Annotated in this window: 15 protein-coding genes and 3 pseudogenes; 7 read left to right on the forward strand and 11 right to left on the reverse strand. The window is 58.7% G+C overall.

Annotated features, from left to right (window positions below; genetic code table 11):
• Positions 1 to 54 precede the first annotated feature (54 nt).
• Complete coding sequence (locus tag B4968_RS21100) at positions 55 to 789, reverse strand: NYN domain-containing protein (protein ID WP_083101222.1); 735 nt, start codon at positions 787 to 789, stop codon at positions 55 to 57.
• A 387-nt stretch (positions 790 to 1,176) separates the two neighbouring features.
• On the opposite strand from B4968_RS21100, the gene B4968_RS21105 reads away from it, so the two are divergent.
• Positions 1,177 to 2,148 carry a zinc transporter ZntB gene (locus B4968_RS21105; protein WP_083101197.1) on the forward strand — a complete coding sequence of 324 codons (972 nt, stop codon included), beginning with the start codon at positions 1,177 to 1,179 and terminating at the stop codon, positions 2,146 to 2,148.
• A 266-nt stretch (positions 2,149 to 2,414) separates the two neighbouring features.
• Positions 2,415 to 3,110, forward strand: a complete 696-nt coding sequence (locus B4968_RS21110) for a YoaK family protein (RefSeq protein ID WP_083101198.1) — start codon at positions 2,415 to 2,417, stop codon at positions 3,108 to 3,110.
• 254 nt (positions 3,111 to 3,364) lie between these two features.
• On the opposite strand, the gene rpsU is transcribed toward B4968_RS21110, so the two are convergent.
• The 5 genes and pseudogenes from rpsU to B4968_RS21125 form a co-directional block, all read right to left on the reverse strand.
• Entirely contained in the window at positions 3,365 to 3,565 is a 201-nt protein-coding gene (rpsU, locus tag B4968_RS21115; protein ID WP_083101223.1) for a 30S ribosomal protein S21, read from the reverse strand.
• A 218-nt stretch (positions 3,566 to 3,783) separates the two neighbouring features.
• On the reverse strand, positions 3,784 to 4,323 hold the full coding sequence (locus tag B4968_RS24945; protein WP_241525906.1) for a response regulator: 540 nt from the start codon (positions 4,321 to 4,323) through the stop codon (positions 3,784 to 3,786).
• Entirely contained in the window at positions 4,212 to 4,700 is a 489-nt protein-coding gene (locus B4968_RS25425) for a response regulator (protein WP_338153326.1), read from the reverse strand. Before B4968_RS25425 ends, B4968_RS24945 begins: the two co-directional genes overlap by 112 nt.
• A gap of 68 nt (positions 4,701 to 4,768) precedes the next feature.
• Positions 4,769 to 6,391, reverse strand: a pseudogene (locus B4968_RS25945) (PAS domain S-box protein); the annotation flags it as partial.
• A complete protein-coding gene (locus tag B4968_RS21125; RefSeq protein ID WP_241525907.1) occupies positions 6,388 to 6,939 on the reverse strand; it encodes a putative pterin-binding protein in 552 nt (183 codons plus the stop codon). The gene B4968_RS21125 and the pseudogene B4968_RS25945, both read right to left, overlap by 4 nt.
• 378 nt (positions 6,940 to 7,317) lie before the next feature.
• On the opposite strand from B4968_RS21125, the pseudogene B4968_RS21130 reads away from it, so the two are divergent.
• Positions 7,318 to 7,931, forward strand: a pseudogene (locus B4968_RS21130) (response regulator transcription factor).
• 88 nt (positions 7,932 to 8,019) lie between these two features.
• Here the strand turns inward: B4968_RS21130 and B4968_RS21135 are convergent.
• Positions 8,020 to 9,282: pseudogene (locus B4968_RS21135) on the reverse strand (cytochrome P450).
• Between the two features lie 134 nt (positions 9,283 to 9,416).
• Here B4968_RS21135 and B4968_RS21140 point away from each other — a divergent pair.
• Positions 9,417 to 9,755 carry a TfoX/Sxy family protein gene (locus B4968_RS21140; RefSeq protein ID WP_083101225.1) on the forward strand — a complete coding sequence of 113 codons (339 nt, stop codon included), beginning with the start codon at positions 9,417 to 9,419 and terminating at the stop codon, positions 9,753 to 9,755.
• Between the two features lie 145 nt (positions 9,756 to 9,900).
• On the opposite strand, the gene ndk is transcribed toward B4968_RS21140, so the two are convergent.
• The gene (gene ndk, locus B4968_RS21145) at positions 9,901 to 10,323 is read right to left on the reverse strand and encodes a nucleoside-diphosphate kinase (protein WP_009812004.1); all 423 of its coding nucleotides are present in this window, start codon (positions 10,321 to 10,323) and stop codon (positions 9,901 to 9,903) included.
• Positions 10,324 to 10,458: 135 nt separating this feature from the next.
• A complete protein-coding gene (locus B4968_RS21150) occupies positions 10,459 to 11,658 on the reverse strand; it encodes a Bcr/CflA family efflux MFS transporter (RefSeq protein WP_083101199.1) in 1,200 nt (399 codons plus the stop codon).
• Between the two features lie 263 nt (positions 11,659 to 11,921).
• Between B4968_RS21150 and B4968_RS21155 the strand changes: the two genes are divergently transcribed.
• Genes B4968_RS21155 through B4968_RS21165 form a run of 3 tightly spaced genes read left to right on the forward strand, consistent with a single transcriptional unit; the run spans position 11,922 to position 15,031 of the window.
• The gene (locus B4968_RS21155) at positions 11,922 to 13,784 is read left to right on the forward strand and encodes an ABC-F family ATP-binding cassette domain-containing protein (RefSeq protein ID WP_083101200.1); all 1,863 of its coding nucleotides are present in this window, start codon (positions 11,922 to 11,924) and stop codon (positions 13,782 to 13,784) included.
• On the forward strand, positions 13,781 to 14,404 hold the full coding sequence (locus B4968_RS21160) for a MarC family protein (protein ID WP_083101201.1): 624 nt from the start codon (positions 13,781 to 13,783) through the stop codon (positions 14,402 to 14,404). Before B4968_RS21155 ends, B4968_RS21160 begins: the two co-directional genes overlap by 4 nt.
• 45 nt (positions 14,405 to 14,449) lie before the next feature.
• Positions 14,450 to 15,031 (forward strand): retropepsin-like aspartic protease family protein, encoded by a 582-nt coding sequence (locus tag B4968_RS21165; protein WP_083101202.1) that lies wholly within the window; start codon positions 14,450 to 14,452, stop codon positions 15,029 to 15,031.
• A gap of 100 nt (positions 15,032 to 15,131) precedes the next feature.
• Here B4968_RS21165 and B4968_RS21170 read toward each other — a convergent pair whose 3' ends face one another.
• On the reverse strand, positions 15,132 to 15,590 hold the full coding sequence (locus B4968_RS21170) for a DNA polymerase III subunit chi (protein WP_083101203.1): 459 nt from the start codon (positions 15,588 to 15,590) through the stop codon (positions 15,132 to 15,134).
• Positions 15,591 to 15,597: 7 nt separating this feature from the next.
• On the reverse strand, positions 15,598 to 17,073 hold the full coding sequence (locus B4968_RS21175; protein WP_083101204.1) for a leucyl aminopeptidase: 1,476 nt from the start codon (positions 17,071 to 17,073) through the stop codon (positions 15,598 to 15,600).
• Positions 17,074 to 17,121 lie beyond the last annotated feature (48 nt).

The following is a 17,121-nucleotide window of genomic DNA, read 5'->3' on the forward strand; positions in this document are numbered from 1 at the left end:
TGGTTACTGGCCTGTCTGGTTACGGGCCTGTCTGGGTACGGGCCTGTCCGGAAACTAGTCAATCCGGCGCACCAGAATTTGGTTGCCTTCCCCCTGTTTCGTTTCAAAGATTTTCAGCGAGGCGATCAGGTCACTCAGTTTGCGTTTGCCATAGCTGCGGGTGTCAAAGTCGGGAACCGCAGCAGCAATATACTGACCAATTTGCCCCAGCGTGAACCATTCGTCCTCCGAATTGATCGAATCCATCGCGCGCTTCACCAGTTTGGTTGGATCTTCCAACTGGTCTTGCGCTCCAACCGTTTGCTCTTCTTTTTGGCGCTTTGGTTTCGGTTTTGCTTTTACCGGCTCCGAGATCAGGTTCTCGACATAGATGAACCGCTTGCAGGCTTTTACAAAAGCGGCCGGCGTTTTGCGCATCCCCATGCCAAAAACGTCAACCCCCTGTTCCCGTATGCGGCTGGCCAAACGGGTGAAATCACTGTCGGACGAAATCAGCACAAAGCCGTCGAAGCGACCGGAATGCAAAATATCCATAGCATCAATCACCAGAGCAATATCCGAGGCATTCTTGCCAGTGGTATTGGCGAACTGCTGGTGTGGGACGATGGCGAGGGCCGCCAGCTTTTCCTTGGTCCAGCCCTGCGCGCCCGTGCCGGAGAAATCCCCATAGATGCGGCGAATGCTCGCCTCCCCCAGAGACGCGATCTCTTCGAACATGACCTCAGCGTGTTTGGCAGAGATGTTGTCTGCGTCGATCAGGACAGCAAGAAGGGGCGGTTTGGGTGACATGACCACGGCACTAAACTTTCTTTTGGCAGAGATTTCGCCGGTCGCTATACCGGAGCGCGCGCGACATAACGAGCGCGTGTTGCGGCTATGTTTATGTGAAAAACGCGCGGTGCCGCAAGAGGCTGAGCTGAAAGGCCGGGCGCGTCGCCCTTTCTTGCTGATCTGGAACGCATAGGCATCATAGAAACAGGTGCCACGAGAGCTGCCACGTGAGTTGCCACAGGGCATATGAAGCTGAATACAACGGCGTCGACACCCGCAGTTTTGACCGCCGCTTCACATCCGCCAAAAGCAGGCGGGTACGATGCGTTTCTTGTGCTCACGATCTGAAAATGCTGTAGGTATCAGGCACTGCTCCCTGTTGATCCTGCCTGCAAAGGACATAACATGCCGGACGATGGCCCCAATCCAATCTGCGCCTTTGCTGTCTCCAGCGACGGCATCCCACAGCCGATCACACTGCCGGCTGACCTACAAAGCCTCGTAAAACCTGACAGATACATTCGGCTGCACTTTGCTGTGGGCGAGCCTGAATTTGAGGCCTGGTTGACGCGTCAGGTGCCGATGACCGTTGTCAAAGCGCTGATCGAGTCAGAAACACGCCCAAGATGCGACCCCTTAGAGGAGGGTTTGATCCTAAACCTACGCGGGGTGAATATGAACCCCGGCGCAGAGGCTGACGATATGGTGTCCGTTCGGCTATGGATCACCGAAGGGCTGATCATCAGCGCCCGCGTTCGCAAAGTTTGGGCCGTCGATGCGATCAGGCAAAAAATGCTGACGGGCAAAGGCCCCAGCACTGTCACTGCTTTTATGGCTGAACTTGCCCATGGGCCGACCAAGCGGATCTCAAAAGTCACCCTTACCCTGGTCGAGGAGACGGACACCTTTGAAGAACACGCCCTGTCGCCCAGCAAGGCCCTGGCGTCCGAGCTGGCTGGCCTCAGGCAGAGCGTCATCAAATTGCGACGTTTCGTGCGGCCTCAAACCGAAGCGATTGCAGAACTTGCGGGGGGGCAGGTTTGGCCACTGGAGCCGCACTCTGCCAGTCTCTTGCTCGACACAGCCAACCAGACCGTTCGCGTAATGGAAGAGCTTGAGGCGACATCGGATCGTCTGCAGGCGGTGCAGGATCACCTTGATATGCTGCACATGTCTGCACTGGGCCGCAACAGCTATGTGCTGTCCATCGTCGCCGCGATCTTCCTGCCCCTTGGCTTTTTGACCGGCTTGTTCGGGATCAATGTCGGCGGTATGCCCGGCGTCGAGGCCGACTACGGGTTTTGGGCGGTTTCAGTTGGCTCGGTTCTGATCGGGGTCATATTGTTCATCGTCTTCAGGCAGTTGAAATGGCTGTGACCTGCTGCCTGCCGTTTGCAATAGGTATCTGTTGCCCAGTTTGCAAACTGGGCTTCCTCGTCTAAAATCTCTGTATATCAACAGGTTATTTCTGACTTCTCCTGCAGAGTTGCCCCTAAAGCTCCACGCAGGCCTTCGGCTTCAGCCCTGGAACAGAGCGGCTGGAACCCTGCGCAAACGACCCGTAGGACAGCTGTTGAAAACGGCTTTGCGAAGCCTCTGCGGGAAAGGTATCCTTCGCAAAACACCACCAAAAAGGCCCGGAGATGCTGATCAGAGTTGGCGATGAGCGCACCGCAAGTATTGACCTTGTTCTGGCAGGTTTACTGTCCTCTATTGCAGGGGCGCTAAACGCCGTGGGGTTCCTGATTGCCGGATCCTTTACTGCAAACATGACCGGCAACATTTCTGCCTTTGCGGACCACCTGGAACATGGCGCGTTTCTCGTGGCGCTCTCCTTTGCTGGATTGGTTGTCGCCTTCATTTTAGGCGCAGCCATTGCTGCTCTTGCCATACGGGTCGGAGAACGAAAACAGGTGCGGTCTGTCTACGCGCTGGCAATCGCGGGTGAGGCGATCATCCTTTTACTGTTGGGCGCGGCCCTCGCCTTCTCACCTGACCATCCCCAAGAGACATATTTGGTCATCGTCCTGAGTTTTGTCATGGGGCTTCAGAATGCCGTCACCACAATGATATCGCAGGCGCGGGTGAGGACGACCCATGTGTCGGTCGCCATGACCGACATCGGGATAGAGCTGGCGGCACTACTCGCAGACCATGATGTGCGCCAGGCGGCACGTCCGAAACTCAGGCTTCATAGCCTCACCCTCACCTGCTTTGCATTTGGAGGTATATGCGGCGCGCTGTTGCACGGGCTTGTCGGGTATTGGCTGTTTGTGCTTGCCGCAGCCCTGCTTCTGCTCATCAGCCTGCCCGAAGCACATCGCGCGCACCGTCTCTGAGCAAGCTGGCTCTGAGCAAGCTGGCTCTGAGCAAGTTGGCTCTACGCAAGCTGGGGCGCAAATCTTCCGTCGCGCCTTGCAGGGAAAGGTCAGAAACCATGCGGAGGGCCACAGGCAGGTTCAACAAGATCGCTATCAACATGATCGCCTTACCACGATCCAAACAATGCAAAAAACCCCCGCTGCCAAAGAGCCGAGGGGGTTTCAAAACGCGTCGATGCAACCGGAATAACCTACATCCGGGAAGGCTTACATCACCCTTCGCGTTCGAGCTTTTTACGCGCCAATTTGCGAGCGCGACGGATCGCTTCAGCTTTGTTACGCGCTTTCTTCTCGGAGGGTTTCTCGAAATGTTGCTTAAGCTTCATTTCACGAAACACGCCTTCGCGCTGTAGTTTTTTCTTCAAAGCCCGAAGGGCTTGATCGACATTGTTGTCGCGAACACTAACCTGCATATGGTTTTCGCCAGCCTTCTCAGAAATAGGTGCAATTATTTGCTTGAACCCGCCCTGTAACAAGATGGTGATGATTTGTCGAGTCCGCCGCAGCGTGAAAATGACGCAAGCAGCCTTTTTGCCGGGCACCTGGCAGGGCGGTTTAAGGATGCACAGAACCACGAAACTGGCCGCCTGCCCCGTGGTCCTAGGCGACGCGCAGCCCCCAGCCCACAGGTTCAGTTCACTTTAGATTTCGAAATATGGCGTAAAACCAGCGCCCTGGCGCGCTGCCAATGCCCCTCAAGATGCGCCAGGGCAGAAACCGCATCTGTCTCGGGCTGGACCTCAATCGCGATCAATGCCGGGCGCAGTACGGTCAAACCTAAAACCGCAGCAGAGCCCGCAAGACGATGCGCCTCTTTGCGATGCGCATCTGTCAGCGTCGAGGCTGCCTTCAGGTCAATAACAAAACCATCTACTTCGCTGACAAAGGCCTGCAAGAAACTGCAGGCGCGCTCGGCGCCGAGGGCTTCGAAAAACTGCTCAATATCCAAGGCCTCCACAGCAGCCTGCGCAGTGTCAGATGTCCCGGCGCGGCGGGCGATCAGCGCCGCGAGTTCGTGGCCGGTGATCGGTTTGGTGGCGACCTCTGCAAAGCCGGCTTTCAGGATCCGCGCGTGGTCCTCGGGTGCTGTGTGGGCCGTGAGGGCGACAATATCGCCCCCTTCGGCCAGACCCGCCAAACGAATGCGCCGGATTGCCTCGATTCCGTCCACTTCAGTCTGCTGATATCCATCAGGATGAGATCAAAAGCCTGCTGCCTGCAGATTTCAACCGCCTCGGCGCCGCCCGAGGCCACCGTGACCTGATGGCCTTGCTGCTGCAAGATCTGCTGCAGCAGTTCGCGGTTGATATCGTTGTCTTCAACCACCAAGAGCCGGACAGACGGGATGAGCGCAGGTTCAGCAGCACAAACCGAGGTCGGTGCGGCCTGGGCTGTCGGCAGTGGCAGGATGAGAGAGAACAGACTGCCGTCCCCCAGCTCGCTTTCACAGGTGATGGTGCCTCCCAGGGCCTCAACGATGCGCCGGGTGATGGCCAGGCCAAGACCGGTGCCTTCGCTGCCACGGCCAAAACTGGAATCCAGAGTGATGAAATCCTCAAGATCCGTTTTAGATCTTTGGTATCAATGCCCTCGCCAGTGTCCGAGACGTGAAATTCGATCTGATCCGCCGTGGAGCTGCGCAGGACATCCACCATAACCGCCCCATCCCGGGTAAACTTAATCGCATTGCCGATCAGATTGAGCAGCGCTTGTTGCAGCGCGCGCGGGCGGCCTGCAACCAGGTCCGAGCCCTGAATATTGTACTCCAGGGTCAGAACATTGCCACGACTTCTCGAATTCGCTTGCTGGCTTTCGACCAGGCCGGTCATCAGGTCACGCAGATTAAACGTGCGCAGGTTCTCCGGCGCCATCCCCGCCTCAAGGCTGGACAGCTGCAACACATCATTCACATGGTGTAACAGCAAATCTCCAGAGATCTGCATCGCATTCAGATAGCGGCTTTGTTCGGCGTTTGGACCGGTGTTTTGCAACAGGTCAATTGCGCCCAGCACGCCCGTAAGAGGCGTCCGCATTTCATGGCTCATCACCGTGAGCATATTTGCCTTGGCCCGCTCTCCCGCCAGCGCGTCATCACGGGCACGGCGCAGCTCTTCTTCGGCAGCCACCCGTTCAGAGATGTCGCGAATAAAGCCGACAAAACCCAGATCGGTCTGGCTGCTGCTGATTGAAATGGAAACCTCAACCGGAAAGATCTCTCCCGATTTGCGCATCGCCTCTAGCTGTATCCGTCCCTGGCCCGCCACCCGCGGGACCGAGGTTTTCAGGAACCGCCGCATCCCGGCCCTGTGCGCGTCACGCAGATGCGGCGGTATGATCAGCTCTTCCATAGTGGCCCCGATTGCCTCTTCGCGGCTGTGGCCAAAAATCGCTTCGGCAGCGCCGTTAAAGGCCAGAATACGCCCCTCTTGATTCACCATGAGAATGGCATCCAGCGAGGACGAGATCATGGCCTCCAGACGTGAGGCCGCCTTGCTGCGCTCCTTGGCCATGATCCGCCCGAGGCGGTACATCCAGCCCATCAGCAACGCCGTGATCGCCAATGCGACAAACAAGGCCAGAACCACCAGGGCCAGCTGCCATAAAATATTGAACAGCTCCAGGCGCTTGCTCTCGGTGTCTTCGACCTGGATCACCACGCCCAGCAGCGCCAGTTCCCGTACATCCTCGCCATTTACCTGCAGCTCGGCCAGGATTTTGTCGCGATTGTTCACCAGTTGAGCGTCATCGACATCAATCAGCACCACCAGCGTTTCCAGACGTTCCTGCAGTCGCTTCAGTAAGCGTCCGCCCGAGCCAGAGGCCCGAAGACCCGCAAACAGGGGGCCCTCAACAAAAGTGTCGATGCGACTGTAATAGATGTCAAATTGACGCCGCAGCCGAGGCAGACCCCCGGTCTCGGACGCCGCGCCTACGGCGGCCTGCAGCTTCAGGTGGTCAACCTCAGCCTGCGACAACACCCATTGCATATTATCCGTGGCCGCCGTCGAAAGCCCCTCAAGCCGGTCAATAACCTCATGGCCAATCTGCACGGATTTCAGCGTGAGAAGCGGCAGCATGATCAGGGCCAGAACCAGCATCGGCATTGATAAAAGGCGCGGCAAACTGCCGACACGCAGGCCGCTCCGGCGGTCGTCACCGGACCTCTGGTCGTGTTTTTTCACGGCGACGTCTTCAACAGCCATTTCCCGGCTCTGGGTCTGCGCCGTGTCTTGGATCATTCAGCCGCCGGTTTCAACGTCAGGCTGTCCAATTGCCAGATACTGCGGGAATAGACCGCTTCTGTGCGATAGGCCGGATTGCTGTCATAGGGGTAGACCAGCCACAAAGGCCCCTTGCTGCGCAAAGACATTGTCTTGCCATTGCGCTGATAGGCGACGATTGGACCGCCCTGGACCGCATCGCTCAGGGGTATTTCCACAGAGTATTCGTTGACGGCCCGCGCCTCAAGCGTCCCGGAGGAAACAGAGAGCCCCGCAACCAGTGTCGCCAGCGAAACACCGGTAAACTGTTGTGGCCCCGTGGTCCAAATCGTCGCGGTTTCAAAGCTCTCGGCGCCAAGCGCCTCTAAATCCTGCAGCGTCAGATGAGTTTCGTCCCCATTGAGATCCAAAGTGAGCAGAACCTCGCCTTGCGCCTCAACCGGTTGCGCTGTAGCTGCAGCCGTCGACGCCGAGTCAGCCTGCGCGCCGCTGCCTGCCATGGCGCCACCAAACGCTATCAGTGCACCAGCGACGGCCAGGATCATTTTGTTCTTCAGAGGGGTCATTCCTGTTTCTCTCCTGATGCGAGGCAGATCTCAACGACCTATGGATTCGCTTAGAACCTCGGAACATGCCACATCTGCGCTGCTCGCTCATCAGCGCCTGCGGATAGTCTCCTATCCTTCCGTATAGGACACCTTCGCCTTTTCCCCAATCTAGCCAGGCTCTGCCTAAGGTCAGGTACGCACCAAAGCCCCTGGGTGCAAAAACTCCCTCGCCTGATGCCTTTTCCATATGGATCAGCCTCTGAATTTGGTGCGCATTTGGCACAGCTGGTGTTTGCCCCTGCGGCGCACCCCGCCGGGTGGGAAAAATCTTGATGGATTTGAAATACTTCTGACTGTAAGCTCGGGGCGGTTCTACTCAAATATATCCAGGTATCCATGCGGATTTTGTTAGCTGACGATCACGATATGGTTCGCGAAACCATCTCTGCCTACCTTGAAAGCAAAGGAGAGGCGGTTGTGTCTTTGCGACCGATCTTGCAGGCGCATTGGACAAGATCCGCGACGAAGGCCCCTTTGACCTTGTTTTGCTGGACTACCAAATGCCCGGTATGCAGGGGCTGGCAGGGCTGAGCAAGGCCATCGCGGCGAATGAGGGCGGCGGCGTCGCCATTCTGTCCGGCAATGCACCGTCGCAAACCGCCCGCGAGGCCCTGAAACTGGGCGCCGTCGGGTTTATTCCTAAAACAATGGGCGCACAGTCCCTGCTGAATGCCGTGCGTTTCATGTCTGCCGGAGAAATCTATGTGCCGGTTGAGCTGATGCGGGAAGAAGCCGCCCCTCCGGCCCACCCCCTTGCTGAGAAGCTCAGCCCACGCGAAGGTCAGGTGCTGGCCGGGCTGTGCAAAGGGTTTTCAAATAAAGAAATCGCCAGAGAGCTGGACCTTCAGGAAGTGACCATCAAGCTGCATGTACGCACCCTGTGCCGCAAGCTGGAGGCCAAGAACCGAACCCAAGCGGCCTTGATCGCAAAAGAAGCCGGGCTGTTCTGAGAACAGGCAGCCGCCGCTTTTAAGCAGGCGCGCCCACAGGCAGCAATGGCGCAGCCACAAGCCGGGCGAAATCAGGGCCGATCCCTAATCAGTCCTGCAAACTGACTCGAAGACTGGCCGGAAGGCTGGAATAGCCACGAAACCTGATACGCCCACCGCCGCTCCGCCCCGGCAAAATTTGGTAGGACGGAAAACGCGCCAGAAAGCGTTCCAATGCGATTTTCCCCTCCAGCCGCGCCAGGGTCAGCCCGACGCAGACATGTGGGCCACCGGCAAAACCAAGGTGGCGGTTCGGCTTGCGCGAGATGTCAAAGGTTGCGGGCTCTGCGAACACCTCCGGATCCCGGTTTGCCGCCCCGATCATCAGATGCAGGTTGCTGCCCTTCGGGATTGTCACGCCGCCAATTTCAACCCTCTCTGTGGTCTCGCGATTTCCCAGCTGGTTGGGCGAGCGATAGCGAAGCACCTCCTCAACCGCGAGCTTTATCAGATCCGGCTGCGCCAGCAGGCGCGCCCTTTGATCAGGGTGGTCATGCAACAGCGCCAACCCATTGCCGAGCAGATTGGTTGTCGGCTCATGGCCGGCATTCAGGATAAAGATGCAGTTCTGGATCAACTCAATCTCGCTGAGCCCCTCCTCGCCGATGCTGCGCGCCTCATTGCCAATGAGCCGGGTCAGCACATCCGTTTCAGGATCGCCAGGCGCGGCGCGGCGACGCGCCACCAGATCGCTGAGATAGGCCTTGAACTCCTCCACTGCCCGGTGCCCCAGCGCCAGCGCATCCGCGCTCAAAGCAGGCTCCAGAGCGCCAAGGATCGCCAGGGACCAGTCCCGCAGGGGTGCCCGCTCCTTGCTCGGGGATATCCAGCAGGTTGCCGATAATCTGGATGGGAATGCCTGAGGCAAAATCTTCGATCAGATCCACCTCGTCGCGGGCCTGCATTTCATAAAGCAAGTGATCTACGGCCACAATCAGCCCCGCCTCCATCCGGGCAATTGCCCTTGGGGTCAGCGCCGAGCTCATGATCCGGCGCACCCGCGTGTGCAGCGGCGGATCCGAGAACACCAGCGAGGAGGGGTGTGATGCTCAAACAGGGGTGTGCCCTGCCCGAACTTAGGCGCAAACGCCCGCTTTTTGTCGGACGAAAACAAGGCGGTATCACGATAGATCCGGTCGAGATCCCCGTGGCGAGATATCAAGACAGAGCCATCTGGCTGCATCAGCACCGGCGCCTGCGCCAGCAGCGCATCATAAAACGGAAAGGGGTTGTCGACAAAACCCGCGGGCGGATCGGCCAGATCAAAGCCAAGGATATCGAGCGGCTGCTGGCTCTCTAAAGCTGTCGGCAAAACTGAACCTCCCAATGCATCGCGCAACGATCAGAGAAGTCTGCTTATATGTCAACCACATGCCAGCTATGCCAGGTATCGCAAACAAGAACACCACAGGTGACAAGCCGCCCAGGGCGCGATATGTTCGCCATATGTCCACAGCCATTTCCACCATCCGCAACCTTGGTCCCGCCTATGAGGACGCCTGCAAACGCGCGGGCATTCACAGCGCCGAAGAGCTGCGCACACTGGGGGCAGATGCCAGCTATGCCAGATTGCTGGCCGCTGGCAGCAAGCCACATTTTATTGGCTATTATGTGCTGGTGATGGCGCTGCAGGGGCGTCCGTGGAACGACTGCAAAGGCGAAGAGAAGAAAGCGCTGCGGCAACGGTTTGATGCCATCAAGGCCAGCAGTTTTGACTCAGAGCGGTCCGAATTTGAAAGCATCCTGAACCAGATTGGCGTGATTGAGAAAACGGCGCAGCGGTGATCGCGGCGTCCGGTTGCTGCTCTGGACTTGTTCAGTTGAGCGGCTGCGGTAAGGTCAGCCCGCATACACACAGCCGAAACAAAAAAAGGCCGCACCGGAATATTCCGTGCAGCCCCCAAAGTCTGTCTCAGATAAAAGCGGTGGCTTAGCCGACCAGCTCAAGACCGGAGAAGAAGTAAGCGATTTCAACAGCTGCGGTTTCTGGAGCGTCGGAGCCGTGAACCGAGTTTTCGCCAACCGATTCTGCAAATTCAGCACGGATAGTGCCGGCTGCTGCATCCGCTGGGTTGGTTGCGCCCATGATTTCGCGGTTTTTCGCGATGGCGTTTTCGCCTTCCAGAACCTGGCAAACGATAGGCTCGGAGGACATGAATTCGCACAGCTCGTCATAGAAGGGACGCTCAGCGTGGACTTCGTAGAATTTGCCAGCCTGAGCTTTGGTCAGGTGGATGCGTTTTTGTGCGACGATGCGCAGGCCAGCTTCTTCGAACTTGGCGTTGATCGCACCGGTCAGGTTGCGACGAGTGGCATCGGGTTTGATGATCGAGAAAGTGCGTTGCAGAGCCATCGGGCGTTCTCCATTTGAAAGATCGGCGTCGGTAAAATCCGTGCCATAATATTGCGCGCCGCCTAACATGCCTGTGCGCACATGGGAAGGGGTGAGTTTCTTCTGGGCGGAAATTGCAGGCGGTTTCTGGTGGGTTCAGGCGGTTTCTTCCAGCGGGTCATGGATATCAAGCCAACGCACATAGAGCGCTGCGGCCAGGGCCCCGATGCCCGAAAGCAGAATGATCGCCAGAACCATAAAGGGGGCATTGTGCACCGTGACCAGCCAGCCGGTCGCCGAGGTCATCACCGCTCCCAGCGCCACCGTGATGGCCCCCGAAAGCCCCGATGCACTGCCTGCAAGATGCGGCCGTACCGACATCAACCCGGCACTTGCCGTGGCCACGGTCAACCCATTGCCAAAGCCCACCGCGATGGCCGAGCCAAAAAACACCTGAATGGATCCCTGCCCGGCCAAAAACAAGCACAGTCCAATCAATGGCCCCAGCACCGCCGCCAGACGTCCCACCAGGATCAGATTGGTCAAAGACACCCTGTTGGCCAACAGGCCGGTGACAAAGTTAAACATAAAGCCACAGCTGATGATGCCGATGCCCAGCCCCAGCAACGCCGGATTAAGATCAAACCAGGCCGCAGCCACCAGCGGGGCGCCGGTGATAAAGGCGAAAAAGCCACCAATAGAGAAAGCCAGACAGAGGCAGTAACCCCAGAACCGGCGCGACACCAACAGATCAGGATAGGTGCGCATCTGCGCCCCAAAGGTGGCCGAGCGCTGGTGATTGGTCTCGCCCCAATCGCCCCAGCTCAGCGCCAGCATCCCCAGCCCCAACAGGCCATAGAGCACAAAGCCCGAGCGCCAGCCAAACAGAATGTCCAAAGCGCCCCCCAGCATCGGCCCCAGCATCGGGGCCAGCGCCATCGCCATGGTGACATAGCCCAGCTTGCTTGCGGCCTCTTTGGTGGAGTGCATGTCGCGAATGGCCGCCCGGGACAGCACCTGCCCTGCCACCACTGTGCCCTGCAGCATGCGAAACCCCAGAAACACCCAGATCGACTGCGCCAACATGCAGCCTATCGAGGCAAGGGTGAAGACCAGCATCGAGGCCAGAAGAATGGGACGGCGGCCAAAGCGATCCGAAAGCGGCCCCATGACCAGCTGCAACGCCGCCGAAATCCCCAGGTATCCGGCAATCGCCAGGTTCACCAGCCCATAGCTGGTCGCAAAGTCCTCGGCGATATGCGCCATGGAAGGCAAAAACATATTGAGCGACAAAACCGACAGGGCCGTGCTGAAAACCAGCGTCACAAGATGTGGAGCAGTTTGTGCAGCCCGCATGAAATCACCCGAAGTTGAATATCTTTGCGCCCCAGCTAGCAGCAAGATCACCGGGGGACCAGCCGGAACGCGGCGTGTCTTTTACCCCGTTCATGTCCCGCAGGCAGAGATAATCTGGGCCGCAAGTCCTGCTCAAAGCCCGCATCGCCAAAGCCCGCGGCACTGCCTTCACCCGGTATTCACCCGGTGCTGTGTTCAATTGTAGCCGCAAAGGGCGTTGATACGCATTGACAAGCCCGGAACACTGCGACAGTGCTCAGCCCATGCTACGTATTCAGGACATCACCTATTCGGTTGAAGGCCGCCCTCTGTTCGAAGAGGCCAGTGCCACCATTCCCAATGGCCACAAAGTGGGCCTTGTGGGGCGCAACGGCACCGGCAAAACGACCTTGTTTCGCCTCATCCGGGGCGAACTGGCGCTTGAGACCGGCTCGATCACGCTGCCGTCAAAGGCGCAGATCGGCGGCATCGCTCAGGAGGCGCCGTCGTCAAACGTGTCGCTGATTGACACGGTGCTTGAGGCCGCGACCGAACGCGCAGCGCTGATGGCCGAGGCCGAGACCGCGACAGACCCGACGCGCATTGCCGAGGTGCAAACCAGGCTGGCGGATATCGACGCCTGGTCCGCCGAAGCCCGCGCCGCCTCGATCCTTAAAGGTCTGGGGTTTGATGAGGAGGCGCAGCAGCGCCCCTGTTCCGATTTCTCCGGCGGCTGGCGAATGCGGGTTGCCCTGGCAGCCGTGTTGTTTTCCGAACCTGACCTGTTGCTGCTGGATGAGCCGACCAACTACCTTGATCTTGAAGGGGCGCTGTGGCTCGAGGCCTATCTGGTCAAATACCCCCATACCGTGATCATCATCAGCCACGACCGTGAGCTGCTGAACCGTTCTGTTGGTGGTATTTTGCACTTGGAGGACCGTAAGGTCACCTATTACGGCGGCAACTACGACCAGTTTGCCCGCCAACGCGCCGCCAACCGCGCCAACCAGGCCGCACAGGCGAAAAAGCAAGACCTGCGTCGCGCCCACCTGCAAAGCTTTGTCGACCGCTTCAAGGCCAAGGCCAGCAAGGCCAAACAGGCACAGAGCCGGGTCAAGATGCTGGAGAAGATGGAAACGATCCGCGCGCCCGAAGATGCCGCCCGCACCGTCTTTACCTTCCCGACCCCAGAAGAGCTGTCGCCGCCTATTATTGCCACCGAAGGCGTCAAGGTTGGCTATGACGGCAAGGTGATCCTGGGCAATCTGGATCTGCGCATTGATCAGGACGACCGCATCGCGCTCTTGGGTAAAAACGGCGAGGGCAAATCAACCCTGTCCAAAATGCTCTCGGCGCGTCTGGCCCCGATGGGCGGCAAGATGAGCCAGTCCAGCAAGCTGCGCATCGGCTTTTTTGCCCAGCATCAGGTCGATGAGCTCTATATTGATGAAACACCGCTGCAGCACCTGATCCGGGAACGCGCCAGCGAGGGCCAGCCCCGTCTGCGGGCGCGTCTGGCTGGTTTTGGCCTTGGCGCGGATCAGGCGGATACGGCCGTGGGGCGTCTGTCGGGCGGCCAGAAGGCGCGTCTGTCGCTGCTGCTGGCCACCCTGGATGCGCCACATCTGCTGATCCTCGATGAGCCGACCAACCACCTTGATATCGAGAGCCGCGAGGCCCTGGTTGAGGCGCTCACCGCCTATACGGGTGCGGTGATTTTGGTCAGCCACGACATGCACCTGTTGAGCCTGGTTGCTGACCGGCTTTGGCTGGTGTCAAATGGCACGGTTGTGCACTACGAGGGCGATCTGGCCTCGTATCGCGCCTTGCTGCTGGAAAAAGACAAACCTGCCCCCAAGGCCAAGGCTGCCAAAAAAGAAAAGCCAAAAGCTGCGCGCCCCTCAAGGGATGCCATTCAGGCCCTGCGCAAAGAGGCGCGCAAATCCGAAGAGCGCGTCACAAAGCTGACCCAGATGAAAGACAAGCTGGATATCAAGCTGGCAGATCCAGAGCTTTACGAGCCTGAAAACAAAGACGAAGCCAGGGTGTGGCAAGGCAAACATGCCGAAGTGATCTCGGAGCTGGAACGGGCAGAGCTTTTGTGGATGCGCGCCCTTGAGAAACTGGAAAAAGCCGAGGCCGCATGATCGACACCGCCTTTCTGATCACCTCTTTTGTGACGCTTTTTGTGATCATTGATCCCATTGGCCTCACGCCGATCTTTCTGGCGCTGACACAGGGCGCCACGACGCGCGAACGGCGATCTATCGCGCTGCGTTCGGCCCTGACAGCAATGTTTTTGCTGGCGCTCTTTACCGCCTTTGGCGAGGCTGTCTTAGGCTTTGCCGGCATCTCCATGGCGGCCTTTCGTGTTGCGGGTGGTGTTTTGCTGTTCCTCACGGCTCTTGATATGTTGTTTGAACGACGCACCAAGCGGCGGGAACATCAGGGCGAAGAGGCCACCGAGGTTGAAGACCCCCCGAACTTTCCTATCTCTATCCCACTGATTGCCGGTCCGGGCTCGATTGCCACGGTGATCCTGCTTGCCGGGCAAAAACCGGGGCTGGAAGGCTTTGCGCTGGTGATGTGCGTGGTGATTGCCGTGCTGCTGCTGATGCTGGGCATGTTTCTGGTCTCCGGCCTGTTTGAGCGCGCCCTTGGCAAGACTGGCATCAACGTGGTGACGCGGCTGCTAGGCATGCTGCTGGCGGCCTTGTCGGTGCAGTTTGTTTTGGACGGGCTGCGTGACTTTGGATTTGCGAGCTAACGAAACCGTCCGGCACCGCAACAGCCCCGGGGGAGGCCTGACAATTTGGAAGATATAGAGTTTGGCCAGCTGATTTACCTGCTGCTGCTGCTTTGTGCAGTGGGATCCTGGGTCTTTTTGCAAAACCGTCAGAGCCTCAACAAGACTGTGCAGCAACTGGCGGTCTGGGGCTTCATTTTCCTCGGCGTGATCGCCGGATACGGGCTATGGGGGGACATCCGCCAGACGCTTAAGCCGCAACAATCCGTGATGGCAGAGGCAGGCCGTGTGGTGGTGCCACGGGCGCCGGATGGTCGCTATTACCTCTCCCTTATGGTAAATGGCGCTGCCGTTGATTTCCTGGTGGACACAGGGGCGAGCCAAGTGGTGCTGACCGCAAATGATGCGCGCCGCGCCGGGATCGACCCTGAAAAACTCGCCTATCTTGGCCGTGCCAATACCGCAAATGGCGAAGTGCGCACCGCCTCGGTTCGGGTGGATGAACTGGCGCTTGGAGAAATCCGTGACACGAACCTGCGGGTCTGGGTGAATGAAGGTGAGATGGAAAAATCTCTGCTGGGTATGACATACCTGCAGCGCTGGTCCCATATCGAGATCCGCAACGGGGCGCTGGTTCTGTCGCGCTAAGGTCGCAACATGTCTGCCACTCCTGAAGAGGTCAGCCACTCATGAAGAGAATGTCGCTTTAAATCACTCCGCACCAGCCCATGGACCCAGATCTGGCAGATCAGGCTTCGGCCTTTTTTTCCCAGCGCCCCGATTCTTCGGACCAGTATTGCGCCGAGCAACCCGCCCCTGTCAGGCTTTTCCACTGCACCCTTGCCTGCTGCACCGCCTGTGCATCGTTGCCATCAAACAAGATACAGACCCGTTGCAGCGCCTGCACCTCCTCAGCGGTGATGCCTGCCCCGTCCACGGTCATCACGCAGTCGGGCGCATTTGCGGCCTCCGCTCCGGTGGTCAGCAGAACCGGTTGCAGCGCATCATGGGGACCACCAGCCAGACCATGGGCCAGAAAACTCTCGGGCCTGCCCTGCCAAAGGCTCTCGTCCAGCCAGCTCATGCGGTCCGGCTCTTGCCCCCGCACGGCAATGCGCCAGCCGGCACCGCGCGCCTTTTCCAAAAGAGTTGGCAGGGTCTCTTGCAAAGGGCGACGGGTCAGGTGGTAGAAATAGGCAGCCCCCATGATGGATTTACTCTGCCTCGAACTTGTCTTGCACCAGACGATTCAAGGCCATAACGCCCCAGCCTGTGGCGCCTTTGGGCGCATAAGAGGTGGCGGATTTGACCGAGGCCACGCCAGCAATATCCAAATGGATCCAGGGCGTGTCTTCTTTGACAAAGCGCTTGAGGAACTGTGCCGCCGTGATCGAGCCCGCGGGGCGGCCGCCAGTGTTTTTCATATCCGCAATGCGAGACTTGATCTGGTCATCATAGGCCTGTCCCAGCGGCATTCTCCAGGCGCCTTCATCCTCGGATTTGGCCGCTTTGAGGAAACCATTGCACAGGGCATCCTCGTTGGAAAAGACCCCGGCATTTTCATGGCCCAGGCCAATAATGATGGCGCCTGTCAGAGTGGCCAGATCAATCATGCCGCAGGGTTTGAACCGCTCCTGCGCGTACCACATCACATCGCAGAGCACCAACCGGCCCTCGGCATCGGTGTTGATCACCTCGATGGTGTCGCCCTTCATGGATTTCACCACGTCCCCCGGACGGGTGGCATTGCCCGAGGGCATGTTTTCGACCAGGCCAACCAGCCCTACCACATTGGCACGCGCCTTGCGCAGCGCCAGGGCTTTCATGGTGCCAACAACAACACCGGCGCCGCCCATATCCATGGTCATGTCTTCCATGCCCGCCGCCGGTTTCAGCGAGATGCCACCGGTATCAAACACCACGCCCTTGCCAACCAGAGCCAAAGGAGCCTCGCCCTCGGCTCCGCCCTTCCACTGCATGATTGCAACTTTTGAGGGGCTGTCAGATCCCTGCCCCACGCAAAGCAGCGCCCCCATGCCCAGCTCTTCGAGCGCGGGCTCGTCCAGGATCTCGATCTCCAGACCGATGGCTGACATGTCCTCAATGCGGCGGGCAAATTCAGTGGTGGTCAGCACATTGGCGGGCTCGTTTACCCGATCGCGTGTCATGTGAACGCCTTCGGCCACCGCCGCCAGCGGCGCGTAGGCTGCGGCCATCTCGTCAAACGCCTTATGGGCGATGGTGATCTCGGCTGCGGGCTTGTCTTTTTGCGCCGTCTTATGGTTGTCGAACCCATAGCTGCGCAGCGCGATGCCCATGGCCAGTTCGGCCGCCTTTGGGATCGAGCCCGCCATCACAGTCAGAGATTTCCCAGCCGCAGCCACCACGAGTTTCGCCCCCGCCTTGCGTGCCTCTGTCGGAGTGATACGGCGGGGCAGAACCTGGACATGCAGCGCCTCTGCCGCCATTCCCGCAGGCCAGTTGAGGGTCGTCACGGTGCCCAGTTTAGACTCCTCAAATCCGGGCGCGGCTATCAGACGCGCCAGAGCCCCCTTTGTCAGGCGATTGGCGCTGCGCGCCGCCTGATCCATCACGCCCTCAGGCGTGACCAGAACCACAACATGGCCCGTCATCCCGGACAGTTCCTTGGGATCGTAGTCGGCAAAGCGGATGGCGGGCAATGTGCTCATGTCTGAGGGCTCCTGTCGGGGACAAATATTGTGCTGTTTGGTCAACAG

It is taken from the genome of Pseudophaeobacter leonis (assembly GCF_002087335.1).
Lineage (GTDB): Bacteria > Pseudomonadota > Alphaproteobacteria > Rhodobacterales > Rhodobacteraceae > Pseudophaeobacter > Pseudophaeobacter leonis.

Bases quoted from the DNA above. Each gene is read 5' to 3' on its own strand.
- B4968_RS21140 (WP_083101225.1), top strand. From the start codon at position 9,417: ATGTCCACAGCCATTTCCACCATCCGCAACCTTGGTCCCGCCTATGAG.
- B4968_RS21155 (WP_083101200.1), top strand. From the start codon at position 11,922: ATGCTACGTATTCAGGACATCACCTATTCGGTTGAAGGCCGCCCTCTG.
- ndk (WP_009812004.1), bottom strand. From the start codon at position 10,323: ATGGCTCTGCAACGCACTTTCTCGATCATCAAACCCGATGCCACTCGT.
- B4968_RS21175 (WP_083101204.1), bottom strand. From the start codon at position 17,073: ATGAGCACATTGCCCGCCATCCGCTTTGCCGACTACGATCCCAAGGAA.
- B4968_RS21110 (WP_083101198.1), top strand. From the start codon at position 2,415: ATGCTGATCAGAGTTGGCGATGAGCGCACCGCAAGTATTGACCTTGTT.
- B4968_RS21150 (WP_083101199.1), bottom strand. From the start codon at position 11,658: ATGCGGGCTGCACAAACTGCTCCACATCTTGTGACGCTGGTTTTCAGC.
- rpsU (WP_083101223.1), bottom strand. From the start codon at position 3,565: ATGCAGGTTAGTGTTCGCGACAACAATGTCGATCAAGCCCTTCGGGCT.
- B4968_RS21105 (WP_083101197.1), top strand. From the start codon at position 1,177: ATGCCGGACGATGGCCCCAATCCAATCTGCGCCTTTGCTGTCTCCAGC.
- B4968_RS21100 (WP_083101222.1), bottom strand. From the start codon at position 789: ATGTCACCCAAACCGCCCCTTCTTGCTGTCCTGATCGACGCAGACAAC.
- B4968_RS21125 (WP_241525907.1), bottom strand. From the start codon at position 6,939: ATGACCCCTCTGAAGAACAAAATGATCCTGGCCGTCGCTGGTGCACTG.
- B4968_RS21160 (WP_083101201.1), top strand. From the start codon at position 13,781: ATGATCGACACCGCCTTTCTGATCACCTCTTTTGTGACGCTTTTTGTG.
- B4968_RS21170 (WP_083101203.1), bottom strand. From the start codon at position 15,590: ATGGGGGCTGCCTATTTCTACCACCTGACCCGTCGCCCTTTGCAAGAG.